Below are 14111 nucleotides of genomic sequence, written 5' to 3' on the forward strand. Positions count from 1 at the left end.
TGCCCGTGTGTCCGTGGGGCCGCTGGTCCCGCCCCCGGTCCTGGTCCCGGTCCCGCCCCCGCCCTGGACGCATCAGGACCTCCGGTAATTCCAGGGTAATGACCGCCTGGAACGCTGACCGCACCGACCGTGCACCGCGATCCCCGGAGGTCCTGCCTTGCGAAGACGTCTTTGCGCAGCTGCCGCCACTGCCGCGCTCGTCACCCTGATATCCGCCCTGCCCGCGACCGCCTCGACCACGCCCGCCACCGCCACCGCCACCGCCACCGTCCCTGCTTCGGCGTCGACCGCCGGGGCAGGGACGGTGCGTGAGACCACCATCACCCTGGTGACCGGCGACCAGGTCACCGTGACCACCGCCGGCGACACCATTCGGAGCGTCAGCCCGCAGACCGGCCCCGGACGTTCGGGCATCACCTTCTTCACCAGCTCGGACGGCCCCGACGACATCTCCGTCATCCCTTCCGACGCCATGGACCTGCTCGGTGAGGGACGGCTCGACCCCCGGCTGTTCCGGGTCGGGACACTGCTGGAGTTCGGCTACGACGACAAGCAGCGCAGCGACCTGCCGCTGATCGCCCAGTACGGCAGGGGCGCGAGCCGTGCCGGGCGGGTGCGTGCGGAGGTCGGCGCCGAGGGGCGGGTGCGGCGTGAGCTGCCGCGGCTCGGTCTGACCGCTCTCGAACCACGCAAGGCCGACGCCGCCCGTCTGTGGAAGGAACTCACCGAGGGCGGCACGCTCCGGGGCGGGGTGACCAAACTGTGGCTGGACGGCCGGGCGAAGGTCGCCCTGGACCGCAGCGTGCCGCAGATCGGCGCCCCCGAGGCGTGGGCCGCCGGCTACACCGGAAAGGGCGTCACGGTCGCGGTCCTGGACACCGGTTACGACTCCGACCATCCCGACCTGGCCGGGAAGGTCGACGTCGCGGAGGACTTCACCGGTTCCGGCAGCGCCGAGGACACGGTCGGACACGGCACGCATGTGGCCTCCACCATCGCCGGTACGGGCACCGCCCCGGGCGTGGCGCCGGACGCCCGGCTCGCGATCGGCAGGGTGTGCGTCGACGAGGGATGCCCCGACTCGGCGATCCTGGCCGGGATGGACTGGGCGGCCAACACGCTGCACGCCAAGGTGGTCAACCTGAGCCTCGGCGGCCCGGACGAGGCCGGCATCGACCCCCTCGAACAGGCCGTGGACGACCTGTCGGCGCGGACCGGCACCCTGTTCGTGCTGGCCGCCGGAAACGAGGGCGAGAACGGAAAACAGACCGTCGGCAGCCCCGGCAGCGCCGACGCCGCGCTCACCGTGGGAGCCGTGGGCCGGGACGAGTCCCTGGCGTACTTCTCCAGTGTCGGCCCGCGCGTCGGAGACTTCGCGGTCAAGCCCGACATCACCGCGCCCGGAGTGGGCATCGTCGCGGCCAAGCTCGGCGGCGGCCACGTCGCGCTGAGCGGCACCTCGATGGCGACGCCGCACGTGGCGGGCTCGGCGGCCCTCGTGGCACAGGCCCACCCCGGCTGGCCGGGGGACCGGATCAAGGCGGCGCTGATGGGGGCCGCCAAGCCCAAGGACGCGCTGACCCCTTACGACCAGGGCAGCGGCCGGGTGGACGTCGCCCGTGCCACGGCCCAGCAGGTGACGGCCTCGCCGGCGAACATCTCCGAGACGGCGGACTGGGCGGCCGGTTCCGGCGAGGACACGGTGCACGAGGTCACCTACAGCAACGCGGGCACGGCCCCCGTCACCCTCGGCCTGGACATCGCCACGCCCGTCTCGTCGGACGGCAAGCCGGGCAACCCGGCGCAGTTCACCATGGGCACCGACAAGGTCGTGGTTCCGGCGGGCGGCAGCGCCTCCGTCGAGGTGACCGTGCTCGGCACCATGCTGCCGCACGGTGCGCAGTCCGCGGTGCTGACCGCTTCCTCGGCCGACGGGGCGGCTTCGGTGCGCACGCTGCTCGCTGCGTACTCCCCGATCCCGACCCACCAGGTGACGGTGGGCGCACTGGACCGCTCAGGCAAGGCCACCTCCTCCTACGTGGAACTGGTCAACCGCTACAGCGGCGCGAATTACTACGTGACCGTCAGGGACGGTGTCGGAAGCACCTCGGTGCCGGAGGGTGAGTACTACCTCGTGGCCGGCATCCGGACCGTGTCGGACGCGAGCAACGCGATGGTGGTGATGCCGGTGACGGTCGACCGGACGCTCACGGTCACCGCCGACGCCCGTACGGCGGTTCCGGTCCCGGTGAGCCTGGACGCGGCCGATGCGCAGGGAGTCGCCCTCGAAGCGAGTGTGTCGCTTCCCTTCGGCGGATCCACCAAGTCGTTCAGTGCGGTGGCGGTCGGCGCGACCGCCTTCGACACGCTCTACGTCTCACCGTTCGCCGACCCCGACGTGACCTACCGTACGTCCGCCACCTTCGCCGAACGCGGAGCGGACGCGACCACGCCGAGCTCCTTCTTCTACCACGTGGTGGACCGGCACAGCGGTGGCGTTCCCGAGGACCTGGCCTTCTCCGCGAAGCGCAGGAACCTCACCCGGGTCGATGCCGACTACCGGGCCCAGGGAACGGCCGCGTCCGGTGTGACCGGCACCGCGCCGTACGACGCCGGGCACCCGACGACCATGATCGACCAGCCGGTGGCCTTCCCGTCGCGCGTCCGCGACTACCGCACCCCGGGCAGCTGGGTGGACCGGGTCCGGATCGATGGGCGGCACGCCCTGTCGGACACGCCGCACGAGTTCGGTCCCGGCAAGTCCAACAAGCTGACCTGGGGCGCCGCCGTCGTCGGCCCGGCCGTGCCGGACCTGGCGATGCTGCGGACCGCCGACCGCATCGCGATGGGCAACCTGCGCTGGGCCGTCGACGCCGATGCCACGCACGACGGCACGGACTGGGGCGCCGCGGGCCGTCTCGTCCTGGAGAGCGGCGGGAAGACCTATGCCGACTGGAACGCCGTCGGTCTCGGCCAGTCGTCGGTGGCGGTGCCCGCCGAGGAGGCGCAGTACACGCTGCGCGGCTCGGTCACCCGCACCGGTGCCTACGCGGCTCTGTCGACCCGGATCGACAGCGAGTGGACCTTCACGTCGGGCCACGCCCCGGACGGAGCGGCGGTACCGCTGATGGCGGTGCGCTTCGCCGCGGGCGGTCTGGACGCGTACGGCCGGGCCCGGGCCCACAGCGCCACCGGCCTGGACCTCACCGTCGACCGCAGCCCGTACGCCGCCGAGGCGGTCGTGGGCACACCGTCGCTGGAGGTCAGCCATGACGACGGCGCCACGTGGCAGCGGGTACGGGTCAAGGCGGCCACCCCCGGCCACCCGGCCCGTGCCTCGCTCACCAACCGCGGCACCGGCGGCTACATCTCGCTCCGGGCCGAGGTGACCGCCGACGACGGAAGCAAGGTCGTCCAGACCATCATCCGGGCCTACGCGGTCAAGGCCCACTGAGTCGGCTGCCTGCGGGAAGGCCGGTGTACCGGGTCGAAACGGCCCGCCGCACCGGCCTTCCGTGCACCGCCGCACCGGCCTTCCGTGCACCGTCGCACCGGTGTTCCGTATACAGCCGAACCGGCGCCGCGCTGCGCGGATTTGCGTTCAGGAAAAGGACGGGCCGCAGGCGGGCAGCCTTCCAACCCTTTACCATCTGTTGTGACTTGAGTCACAGAGTGCGATATTCGCTGACCCTGTGTACCGACTGCACAGCTCACTGTGATTCAGTTGCGGTGACACTGCAGTAAGTACGTCGATATGAAACCTGGAGTGCTGTCGAGGTCTCGGGGAGTGCGAGCAATGGAGGCCGAGTCGGAGCCGTACGTCCGTCTTGCGACGCTGCGGCAGCTGCACCAGGCCGTGGCCGATCTCAATACGGCGCGGAGCCTGGCCGACACCCTGCAGACCGTTGCCGACGGGGCCGTCGCCGGTCTCGGCTACGAGCTGGCCTGTGTGAACCTGGTCCGTCCCGACGGCGACCTCGTGGTGGCCGCCTTCGCCGGCAACAGCGCCGCGGAGGCCCTGATCACCGGCCGGGTCGGCTCGCGCGGTTCCTGGGAGCGCCGGCTGTCGATGGGCGAGAGCTGGGACGAGCTGCGCTTCATACCCCACACCCACGGCTGGGTCCTCCTCGACGACGACGTACCGCAGTGGCACACCGAGGGGCCCGAGCCCCGGTTCGAGGACGAATGGCACCCCCAGGACCGCCTCTACGCCCCGATGTACGCGTCCGGCGGCGGTCTCGACCTCCTGGGCGTCATCTCCGTCGACCGCCCGCGCAACGGCCGCCGTCCCGGCGCCTGGGGCCGTGAGGCCCTCCAGATGTACGCGTCGCAGGCGGCCATTGCGATCAGCAACGCCCGGCTGAGAGCAAACATGCAACGTGCGCTGGTCCGTCTGGAGCGTGAACAGCAGGCGCTGCGGTCCAGCGAGGAGTCCTTCCGCCAGGCCTTCGAGTACGCGCCCAGCGGCATGGCCATCGCCGAGATGGGCGGCGACCAGCACGGCCGCCTGCTGCGCACCAACGACGCCCTGTGCCGGCTGCTCGGCCGCCCCGCGTCCGTCCTGCGCCGCTACTCCTTCGCCGATCTCGTCCACCCCGAGGACATCGGCACGCTGCTGCGCACCTCCGCCGAGGGCGGCCGTGCCGAGCTGCGGCTCGGGCGGCGGGACGGAACCTATCTCTGGGTCTCGTTGCGCAACTCCGTCGTCGCCGACACCACGGACGGACCGCGCTTCCTGCTCACCCATGTCGAGGACATAGAGGAGCGCAAGCGCCACGAGCTGCATCTGGCGCACCGCGCCTCGCACGACGCCCTCACCGGTCTGCCCAACAGCGCCGAGCTGCGCTCCCGGCTCGGCTCCCGGCTCTGCGAACGCCCGCACGCGGTGGCCACCACCGCGGTCGAGGCGCTGGACGCGGCCTACGGCGACCTCGACGATCCGGACGCGCGGGCACACGGCTACGACGTCGACTCGGCGCCCGGCGGCCCCTACGACCACCATGTGCACGCCGTCGCGCCCGACACCGAGCACGACGACGGGACGAAGGGCCTCGCGGTCCTCTTCTGCGACCTCGACGGCTTCAAGTCGATCAACGACCGGTTCGGCCACCACACCGGCGACGCCGTACTGATCGAGGTCGCCCGCCGTCTCACCACCTGCGTCCGCGACGGCGACACCGTCGCCCGGCTCGGAGGCGACGAATTCGTCGTCCTCGCCGACGGCCTCGGCGCCGCGGACGCCGCGGACCTGGCCGTGCGCCTGCGGAACGCCATCATTCCGCCCATCAGGACCGATGGCCGGGCGGTGCGCGTCGGGGCGAGCTTCGGCATCGGATGGGCCGCCTGCGGCATGACCGCCGAAGAGGTGCTGCACTCGGCCGACCAGCGGATGTACGTGGAGAAGCGGTCCCGGTCGAAGGTTCACCGCAGGGCCGGCTGACCTTCACGCGGGTGCTGTTCCCGTACCCCACCGCGGTTCCAGGACGTGCGACGGCAATTCTTGGTGTGGTCCGTTCGGGGTAGGCTCGGCCGGTCGGCCACGGCTGGCACATATCGGCGACGGCTGGCGGCATGGTGAGGAGTGATCCAGGGATGACGGCCGGGAACAACGGCGCTAACACGCCCGAGGACGACGATCCGTTCGGCTACCTGTACGAGGACGGACAGGCGGCGGGAGCCCAGCCGCCGCGGCAGGGCGGCTACGGCTACCCGGGCCCGGCGGCTCCGCAGCCCGGTGTGCCCCGGACCTCGTACAACCAGGTGCGGACCGTCGGCGAGCGGCAGTACGGGCAGCAGGTGCCGTACCAGCAGCAGTACGGCCAGCCGAACGCGCAGTACGGCCAGCCGAATGCGCAGTACGCCGCTCCGGAGACGTACCCCGGTGCTCCCACCGCGCATGTCCCGCAGCAGGGCGGCCACGGCCGCGCCGGCGGCCCGGGCAAGGGCGGACCGAACACCAAGGGCCTGCTCATCGGCGCGGTCGCGGTGGTCCTGGTCGTGCTCATCGGCATCGGCGCCGCGCTGATGACGGACGACAACAAGGACAAGAAGAAGGACGAGGCCACCTCGTCCGCCGGTCCCGGCGACCAGGTCGAGGAGTCCGCGAAACCCGAGCAGTCCGCGACCTCCGAGCCCCCGGTCGACCTGCCCAAGCAGGACGCGGCGACGCTGAAGCTCGGCGGCTCGGCCCAGCTGGACAACACGACCCCGGGCGCCAAGAGCTCCAACGGCCAGTACATCAACCTCAATGAGGTCGGCCGGTCGGCGACCTGGTCGGTCGAGGTTCCGAAGGCCGGCGAGTACACGCTGTTCGTGACGTACGGCGTGCCGGGCAAGGACGCCAAGACCTCACTCACGGTCAATGCCGAGCAGCCCCGCTCGATCAACATGAAGAACTTCGCGAAGGCCCAGGAGGGTGATCTGTCGAAGGGCTGGACGACGACGTACGCCTACGTCAACCTCAACAAGGGATCGAACACGATCGTGATCTCCTGCAACGAGGGCGACCAGTGCGATGCCAACCTCGACCAGCTGTCGCTGAAGGAGGGTCACCAGACCCGCTGAGCGCGCCATGAACGCGGTCCGGCCCTCTCGCCTCTGAAGGTGAGGGGGCCGGACCGTTTCCGCTCTGCGCGCCTACGAGGATCGGCCTCATCCGTTTCCGCGCCCCGTGAAGGTGCGTGAGGGGGCCGGGACCGTTTCCGCGCCCGTGGGTTCAGCCCATCAGGCGCAGGAAGCCCGCCACGGTCGCCGTCATGGCCTCGCGTCCCGGTGCGAGGTACTTGCGCGGGTCCACGCCCGTGGTGTTCTCGGCCAGGTACGCGCGTACCGCACCGGTGAACGCCGTGTTCAGCGCCGTGCCCACGTTGATCTTGACCATGCCGGAGGAGGCGACGGCCCGGCGGATCTCGTCGTCCGGCACACCGCTGGAGCCGTGCAGCACCAGCGGGACCGGGACCGCGTCGCGCAGCCGGCCGATCAGCGCGTGGTCGAGGGCGGCGGTGCGCTCGGTCATGGCGTGCGAGGAGCCGACCGCGACGGCCAGCGCGTCCACCCCGGTGTCGCGGACGTACGCGGCGGCCTCGGCCGGGTCGGTGCGGACACCGGGGGCGTGGGCGTCGAGCGGGGCCTCGCCCTCCTTGCCGCCGACCTTGCCGAGCTCGGCCTCGATCCAGATGCCGTGCTCATGCCCCCAGGCCACCGCCTCGGCCGTGGCCCTCACGTTCTCCTCGTAGGAGAGCTTGGAGGCGTCGAACATCACGGAGCTGAAGCCCTCCGCGTGGGCCTGGTGCAGCAGCTCCACGGACTCGACATGGTCGAGGTGGAGCGCGAGCGGGGCGCTGGAGGCGCGGGCGACGGCGGCGGCCGCGGCGGCGACGGCACCGAGCCGTCCTCCGTGGAACTTCACGGCGTTCTCGGAGACCTGGAGGATGGCGGGGGCTCCGGCACGCTCCGCGCCGGCCGCGATGGCCTCCGCGTGCTCCAGCGTGATGACATTGAAGGCGGCGATCCCGCGTCCCTCGGCCTGGGCGGCGGAGACGAGTTCACCGGTGCTGACGAGCGGCATGCTGACCTCTGCTACTTCTCTGTGCTGAACGGCCGGCCCGGCCCGGGGCCGCACGAGCCGATACGGGGGCGGCGCTCAGGCCGCCGGTATGTGTTCCTCGATGTTCACGCGCGGCAGCAGCTCCTCGTACGCCGCGCGGTCGAAGTCACCGGCCGTCGGGGAGAGCACGGTCGCCGTCGACAGTGCCACCGCCCGCCGCAGCCGGTCCGGCCAGCCCAGGCCCTCGACGAGACCGGACAGCAGCCCGGCCACCGCGGAGTCGCCCGCACCGGTCGGATTGCCCAGGACCTTGGCGGGCGGGGACGCCTGCCAGACGCCGTCCGGGGTGACCGCCAGCATGCCGTCCGGGCCCAGGGACGCGACGACCCCGTGCGCACCGCGGCGGTGGGCGTCGCGGGAGGCGCGCAGAGGCTCGCGGGAGCCGGTGAGCTGCGCCAGCTCGTCGGCGTTCGGCTTGATCAGGTCGGGGCGGGCGGCGATGCCGCGGCGCAGCGGTTCGCCGCTGGTGTCCAGGAGCACGGGGACGCCGGCGGTACGGGCCAGGCGCACCAGTTCGGCGTAGGCGCCGACATGGATACCGGGCGGCAGGCTCCCGCAGAGGGCGACGGCGTCGGCCCCGGTGAGGAGTTCCGCGTACCGGCCGAGGAGGGCGGCCCATTCGTCGGCGGTGACGAGCGGGCCGGGTTCGTTGAGCTGGGTGGTGTCGCCGGTGGCCCGGTCGACGACGGCGATCGTGCGACGGGTGTTCCCGGCGACGGTGACGAGGGCGTCGGCGATCGGCGCCGGGGCGAAAGGCGCGGGGGCGGAAGGGGAAGGGGAAGCGGAGGCGGGGGTGGTGCGGGCGGGCGCGCCGCTGTCGGCCGTCTCCGTGTCCGCCTGCGGGTGCTGTGCGCCCTGCGACGACGGTCCGGCCAGGAGCTCCCGCAGGACGGCTCCCGTGGAGCCTCCGGCGAAGCCGGTGACCGTCGTTTCGTGGCCGAGGGCGGAGAGCACCCGGGCCACGTTGAGACCCTTGCCGCCGGGCCGCTCGGTGACGTCGCCGACACGGTGGCTGGCGTGCGGGACGAGTTCCGGGACGCCGTACGTCAGGTCGAGTGCCGTATTCAGTGTGACGGTGAGGATCACCGCGACCGCTCCCTCGCTCCCTGCTCCGGAGCGCGAATCCTTGGATGGAATGCGCTTTCCCTGGTCGTTTCCCAGGCGATCATGCCAAAGGGGTGGCGATGGGCCCAGCCCCCCGGAGCAACCGCCGTCTCTTCGTTACGCATTCCGCCCGCCGTCGGCGACGGGGCGGACCGACCGATGACGCGGCGGACCGACCGATGACGCGGGGCGGACCGACCGATGACGCGGCGGATCAACCGATGACGCGGGGCGGACCGACCGATGACGCGGCGGATCAACCGATGACGCGGCGGATCAACCGATCGCGGGCTCGACGATCCATTCGCCCTTGCGCATGACGCCCTTGAGCGCGAAGTCCGCGTCCAGGACCACCAGGTCCGCGTCCTTGCCCGCGTCCAGCGAGCCGACCCTGTCGTACACGCCGAGCAGCCGTGCCGGGTTGGCGGAGATGGACTGCACGACATCGGGCACCGGGATCCTGTCGATGGTCACGGCCCGGTGGAACGCGGTGTCCAGGGTGAGCGTGGAGCCCGCGATCGAGTTGCCCTCGACCAGCCGCGCGACACCGTCCTTGACCTCGACCGCGAGCGGGCCGAGCTGGTAGCGGCCGTCGCCGAAACCGGCCGCGTCCATGGCGTCCGTGATCAGCGCGACGCGGTGGGCGCCCGCGTGGTGGTAGGCCAGCTCCAGGGCGGCGGGGTGCAGATGCGTACCGTCGTTGATCAGCTCGACGGTGATCCGCTCGTCCTCCAGCAGGGCCGCGATCGGGCCGGGCACGCGGTGGCCGAGGCCGGGCATCGCGTTGTAGAGGTGGGTGGCGACGGTGGCGCCCGCGTCGATCGCCTCGACGGTCTGCTCGTACGTCGCGTCGGTGTGCCCGATCGCGGCGATCACGCCGTGCTCGGCGAGCAGCCGCACCGACTCGATGCCGCCCGGGAGTTCGGTGGCGAGCGTGAACATCTTCGCGGTGCCGCGCGCCGCGTCCATCAGCTTGCGGACCTCGGCCGGATCCGGGTGGCGCAGCAGGTCCTCGCTGTGCGCGCCCTTGCGGCACGGCGAGATGAACGGCCCCTCGAAGTGGATACCGGCCAGGTCGCCCTGCTCGACCAGCTCGGACAGGACGCCGGCCCGGTGGGCGAGGAAGTCCATCTCGCCGGTGACGGTGGAGGCGACCAGTGTCGTGGTGCCGTGCTCGCGGTGCGTACGGACGCCGGTGAGGACCTCGTCCACGGTGCCGGAGGTGAAGGACGCGCCGCCGCCGCCGTGGTTGTGCATGTCGACGAAGCCCGGGACCACCCAGTGGCCGCTGAGGTCGATGGTCCGGGCGCCCTCGACCGCCGCGCCGCCGACGCTCGTGGTGCTTCCGTCCGCCGCGCTGTCGGCGATCCGGGCGCCCTCGTTCGCCCCACTGCTGACGATCCGGGTGCCCTCGACGACCACCCGGCCGTTCTCGACGGTGCCGCTGGGAAGCACCACCCGGGCACCTGCGAGAACGGTGCTGTCTGCGCGTCCGGCCATCAGGCGGATACCTCCGTGGAGAGAAGATCCCAGGCGAGCAGCCCTGCGCCCAGGCATCCGGCGGTGTCCCCGAGGGCCGCCGGGACGATGTGGGGCAGCTTCTGGAACGTGACGCGTTCCTCGACGGCCGCACGAAGTGGTGCGAACAAGGTGTCCCCGGCCTCGGCGAGACCGCCACCGATGATCAGCGTGCTGGGGTCGAGCAGGGTCAGCGCGGTGACGAGGCCGGCGGCGAGTGCGTCGACCGCGTTCCGCCAGACCTCCACGGCCGCCGGGTCTCCCGACTCCACGGCCTTCGCGCAGTCCGCGGCGTCCGCCGTCGGATCGCCGGACGCCGCGGCCCAGGCCCGGCTCACCGCGGACGCGGACGCCAGGGTCTCCAGGCAGCCGCGCTGGCCGCAGCTGCAGTCCGGGCCGTCCGGCCGGACCACGATGTGGCCGATCTCGCCCGCGTACCCGTGCGCGCCGGCCTCGATGGTGCCCGCGATGCCGATGGCACCGGCGATCCCGGTGCCCAGCGGCACGAAGAGGAAGCGGTCGGCGCCCTTGCCCGCGCCGATCCGGCCTTCGGCGAGACCGCCGGTGCGCACGTCGTGGCCGAGCGCGACGGGGACACCGCCGAGCCGTCCGCCGAGCAGTTCGCGCATCGGTACGTCGCGCCAGCCCAGGTTCGCGGCGTAGACCGCGATCCCCTTCTCGGCGTCGATGATGCCCGGCACGGCGACACCGGCCGCGACAGCGCTTTCGCCGAAGTGCTCCTCGCCGTACGCCCGCAGGTCCGCGGCGAAGGTGAGGATCGACTCCACGACGGCGTCGGGGCCGCGTTCTCTGCCGGTGGCCCGCCGAGCCGCGTACAGCAGGGCGCCGTCCGCCCCGACCAGTGCGGCCTTCATTCCGGTGCCGCCCACATCGAGGGCGATGACGTGTTTCACGGGAAACAGTTTCGCCCGCGGAATCAAAAAGGTCTAGTCCACTATCCCGGTTTGTTGCGCATACATACAAAATCGCGCCCGCGCATCCGGAGCGGTGGGCTCGGTGACGGACTCAGGACGGAAGGATCACGCTGCGCGTGAGGTGGCGGGGGTGGTCCGGGTCGTAGCCCTTCGCCTCCGCGAGCTCGACCGCCAGCCGCTGCGCCCGGATCAGGTCCGCCATGGGGTCCGCGGTGGCATGCGCCACCAGGGTGCCGCCCACCCGCGCCACTTCGCCGGCGAGTCCGTCCGGGAGTGCGCCGAACACCCAGGCGACGCGGTGCGGTCCGGTGATCGAGATCGGGCCGTGGCGGTACTCCATCGCCGGGTACGACTCCGTCCAGGCGCCCGCCGCCTCACGCATCTTGAGCCCGGCCTCCTGGGCCAGTCCGTACGTCCAGCCGCGCCCGAGGAATGTCCACTGCTCGGCCGAGACCACCGCCTCGTCCAGCGGTTCCGTCACCGCGAGCTCCGCGTCGACCGCCGCGGCGGCGACCGTCTTCACTCCGGCCGGAAGCGGGCCGGACGCCTCCAGGCCGGCCCGCAGAAAGGCCAGCGCGGTGGTCGCGAACCGGGTCTGGACGACCGACTCCTCGTCCGCCCAGTCCAGCACGGCGACCGCGTCGGCGGCGTCCATGACCGGCGTCTTCGGGTCGGCGGTCAGCGCGACGGTGGCGACCTTGCCGCGCAGCTCGCGCAGGAGTTCCAGCACCTCGGTCGTCGTACCGGAACGGGTGATCGCCACCACCCGGTCGTACGGCCGGCCGGCCGGGAACTCCGACGAGGCGTACGCGTCCGTCTCGCCCTGTCCGGCCGCCTCGCGCAGCGCCGCGTACGCGATGGCCATGAACCACGAGGTGCCGCACCCGGTGACGGCGACCCGCTCACCCGGCCGCGGCAGCCCGTCGAACGCCGCTCCCGCCTCTGCGGCACGCCGCCAGCAGCCGGGCTGGGTGGCAATTTCTGATGCGGTACGAGACATGCTGGACGGCTCCTTGCGGCGTGGGACGGTGACGATGCGGGCGGTGCGGCACAGCGGCGGCGCAAAGGTTCGGACCATGAAGGGCCTTGCTCCGCAACCTGCTTAGCAGTCGGCGCAGGCCGAGGGCAATGACCTCATGAGCCGTCCGGACACGGGCCCGGCCGCCTCGCCGAACGCCCCGCGGACGCGACGGCGACGGGGGAGCCGGGGCAGCGTACGAGGAGGCGGGGCAGCGTACGAGGAGGCGGGGCGTCGTCCGGCGGCGTTCCGGCCGGGCGATAGATTGGCTGATATGACCGTTCCTCCGAATGGCCCCGCAGCTGCGGACGGCCCCGACGCCACGCGCGGTCCGGACGGTCCTGATGCCATGGGTGGTCCCGACCTCGCGGGTGGTCCCGACGCCACAGACGGTCCCGACGCCACAGACGGTCCCGACGCCACGGACGGTCCCGACGCCACGGACGGTCCCGATGCCACGGGCAGTCCCGACCTCGTCGGCGGTCCCGACGTCGCGGGCAGCTCCACCGGACCCGTCGGCCTGTCCGACCGCGACCGTGCCGTGCTCGCCGTCGAACGGCAGTCGTGGGCCGGGCCCGGAGCGAAGGAGCGCGCGATCCGCGAACAGCTCGGCATCTCGCCCACGCGCTACTACCAGCTGCTGAACGCGCTGCTCGACGACGTGCGCGCGCTGGCGGAGGACCCGGTGACGGTGAACCGCCTGCGCCGGGTCCGCGACGCGCGACGGGGACGCCGCTGACGGGATGCCGTCCCGCCCCGTGGCTGCCCCGGCAGACCACCCGTGCCCCGGCAAGGCCGGCCCCTGCCCCGGCCAGCCGCCCCTGTCCCTACAGGCTGCCCCTGTCCCGCCAGGCCGCTCCTTGTCCCTGCCCCGGATTCCCCCGACCCGGATTCCGTCGACCCGGATTCCCCCGACCCGGATTCCGTCGACCCGGTTTCCGTCGGTCCAGGCTGCCCTTGGGGCCGCCGGAGGCGCGACCGACGCCGTGTCGCCGCTATAGGCTCGGCTCATGGGCAGCAACCCGCACGTACCCGCGCCGAGCGAGATCCCGTCCGAGCTCCCCACCCCCAGCACCCCACCCGGCCGAGAAGCCCTTGCCGCGATCCTCGCCCGCCCGGACCGCGCCGTCATCGCGCTCGATTTCGACGGGACGCTGGCCGACATCGTCCCGGACCCCGAACAGGCCCGCGCCCACCCGGGCGCGGTCGGGGCCCTGGCGGCCCTCGCCCCGCACGTGGCCTCCATCGCCGTGATCACCGGCCGCCCGGCCGGCGTCGCGGTCCGGCACGGCGGGTTCGCCGGGGTGTCGGGACTCGATCACCTCGTCGTCCTCGGCCACTACGGCGCCGAACGCTGGGACGCCGCGACCGGCACCGTCGACACCCCCGCCCCGCACCCCGGCATCGCCGCGGTGCGTGCCGAACTCCCGGGCGTGCTCGACCGGTTCGACGCGTGGCGCGGCACGTGGATCGAGGAGAAGGGCCAGGCGCTCGCCGTCCACACCCGCCGCGCCGCCGACCCGCAGGCGGCGTTCGAGGCCCTGCGCACCCCGCTCGGTGAACTCGCAGCCCGGCACGGTCTGATCGTCGAACCGGGCCGCCTGGTCCTGGAGTTGCGCCCGCCGGGCACGGACAAGGGTGTGGCGCTTGCGCGGTACGTCCGGGAGACGGGGGCCGAGTCCGTCCTGTACGCGGGCGACGACCTGGGCGACCTCGCCGCGTACGCCGCGGTGGAGAAGCTCCGTGCCGAGGGCCCCGACGGCATCCCCGGCCTGCTGGTGTGCAGCGGCAGCGCCGAAGTGCCCGAACTGGCCGAACGGGCCGATCTGCTGCTGAACGGCCCGGAAGCCGTCGTCGGATTCCTGGCGGCCCTCGCCCACCGCCTCCAGCCGGGCCCTTCCTGACGCGTGGCGCCGTCCACCGTCCGTCG

The 14111-nt window shown here is 72.6% G+C and carries 10 protein-coding genes; 5 read left to right on the plus strand and 5 right to left on the minus strand.

Features of this window, described 5'->3' with window-relative positions; translation table 11 throughout:
- The first annotated feature begins 157 nt into the window (after positions 1-157).
- The 3 genes from ACFVUT_RS26490 (at position 158) to ACFVUT_RS26500 (ending at position 6564) form a co-directional block, all read left to right on the plus strand.
- The gene (locus ACFVUT_RS26490) at positions 158-3454 is read left to right on the plus strand and encodes a S8 family serine peptidase (protein ID WP_389654817.1); all 3297 of its coding nucleotides are present in this window, start codon (positions 158-160) and stop codon (positions 3452-3454) included.
- 342 nt (positions 3455-3796) lie between these two features.
- Entirely contained in the window at positions 3797-5440 is a 1644-nt protein-coding gene (gene cdgB, locus ACFVUT_RS26495) for a diguanylate cyclase CdgB (protein WP_389654815.1), read from the plus strand.
- A 152-nt stretch (positions 5441-5592) separates the two neighbouring features.
- Positions 5593-6564, plus strand: a complete 972-nt coding sequence (locus tag ACFVUT_RS26500) for a carbohydrate-binding protein (protein WP_389654813.1) — start codon at positions 5593-5595, stop codon at positions 6562-6564.
- 151 nt (positions 6565-6715) lie between these two features.
- Here ACFVUT_RS26500 and ACFVUT_RS26505 read toward each other — a convergent pair whose 3' ends face one another.
- The 5 genes from ACFVUT_RS26505 to ACFVUT_RS26525 all read right to left on the minus strand — a co-directional run bounded on the left by ACFVUT_RS26505 (position 6716) and on the right by ACFVUT_RS26525 (position 12163).
- The gene (locus tag ACFVUT_RS26505) at positions 6716-7567 is read right to left on the minus strand and encodes a ketose-bisphosphate aldolase (RefSeq protein WP_389654811.1); all 852 of its coding nucleotides are present in this window, start codon (positions 7565-7567) and stop codon (positions 6716-6718) included.
- A 75-nt stretch (positions 7568-7642) separates the two neighbouring features.
- The gene (locus tag ACFVUT_RS26510) at positions 7643-8692 is read right to left on the minus strand and encodes a 1-phosphofructokinase family hexose kinase (RefSeq protein ID WP_389654809.1); all 1050 of its coding nucleotides are present in this window, start codon (positions 8690-8692) and stop codon (positions 7643-7645) included.
- A 294-nt stretch (positions 8693-8986) separates the two neighbouring features.
- Positions 8987-10210 (minus strand): N-acetylglucosamine-6-phosphate deacetylase, encoded by a 1224-nt coding sequence (gene nagA, locus ACFVUT_RS26515; RefSeq protein WP_389654807.1) that lies wholly within the window; start codon positions 10208-10210, stop codon positions 8987-8989.
- The gene (locus tag ACFVUT_RS26520; protein WP_389654805.1) at positions 10210-11142 is read right to left on the minus strand and encodes an ROK family protein; all 933 of its coding nucleotides are present in this window, start codon (positions 11140-11142) and stop codon (positions 10210-10212) included. The genes nagA and ACFVUT_RS26520 overlap by 1 nt, the downstream gene beginning before the upstream one ends.
- Before the next feature lie 112 nt (positions 11143-11254).
- Positions 11255-12163 carry an SIS domain-containing protein gene (locus ACFVUT_RS26525; RefSeq protein ID WP_389654803.1) on the minus strand — a complete coding sequence of 303 codons (909 nt, stop codon included), beginning with the start codon at positions 12161-12163 and terminating at the stop codon, positions 11255-11257.
- Between the two features lie 538 nt (positions 12164-12701).
- On the opposite strand from ACFVUT_RS26525, the gene ACFVUT_RS26530 reads away from it, so the two are divergent.
- Both ACFVUT_RS26530 and otsB read left to right on the plus strand, forming a co-directional pair.
- Positions 12702-12920, plus strand: coding sequence for a DUF3263 domain-containing protein (locus ACFVUT_RS26530; RefSeq protein ID WP_389654932.1), 219 nt, complete (start codon positions 12702-12704; stop codon positions 12918-12920).
- A 271-nt stretch (positions 12921-13191) separates the two neighbouring features.
- Positions 13192-14085 (plus strand): trehalose-phosphatase, encoded by an 894-nt coding sequence (gene otsB / locus ACFVUT_RS26535; protein WP_389654801.1) that lies wholly within the window; start codon positions 13192-13194, stop codon positions 14083-14085.
- Positions 14086-14111 lie beyond the last annotated feature (26 nt).

This window comes from Streptomyces sp. NPDC058051 (assembly GCF_042885475.1).
GTDB lineage: Bacteria > Actinomycetota > Actinomycetes > Streptomycetales > Streptomycetaceae > Streptomyces.

What these genes read in the sequence shown, in the direction of transcription:
- ACFVUT_RS26500 (WP_389654813.1), top strand. Translation starts at nt 5,593, where the DNA reads ATGACGGCCGGGAACAACGGCGCTAACACGCCCGAGGACGACGATCCG.
- ACFVUT_RS26505 (WP_389654811.1), bottom strand. Translation starts at nt 7,567, where the DNA reads ATGCCGCTCGTCAGCACCGGTGAACTCGTCTCCGCCGCCCAGGCCGAG.
- nagA (WP_389654807.1), bottom strand. Translation starts at nt 10,210, where the DNA reads ATGGCCGGACGCGCAGACAGCACCGTTCTCGCAGGTGCCCGGGTGGTG.
- ACFVUT_RS26525 (WP_389654803.1), bottom strand. Translation starts at nt 12,163, where the DNA reads ATGTCTCGTACCGCATCAGAAATTGCCACCCAGCCCGGCTGCTGGCGG.
- otsB (WP_389654801.1), top strand. Translation starts at nt 13,192, where the DNA reads ATGGGCAGCAACCCGCACGTACCCGCGCCGAGCGAGATCCCGTCCGAG.
- cdgB (WP_389654815.1), top strand. Translation starts at nt 3,797, where the DNA reads ATGGAGGCCGAGTCGGAGCCGTACGTCCGTCTTGCGACGCTGCGGCAG.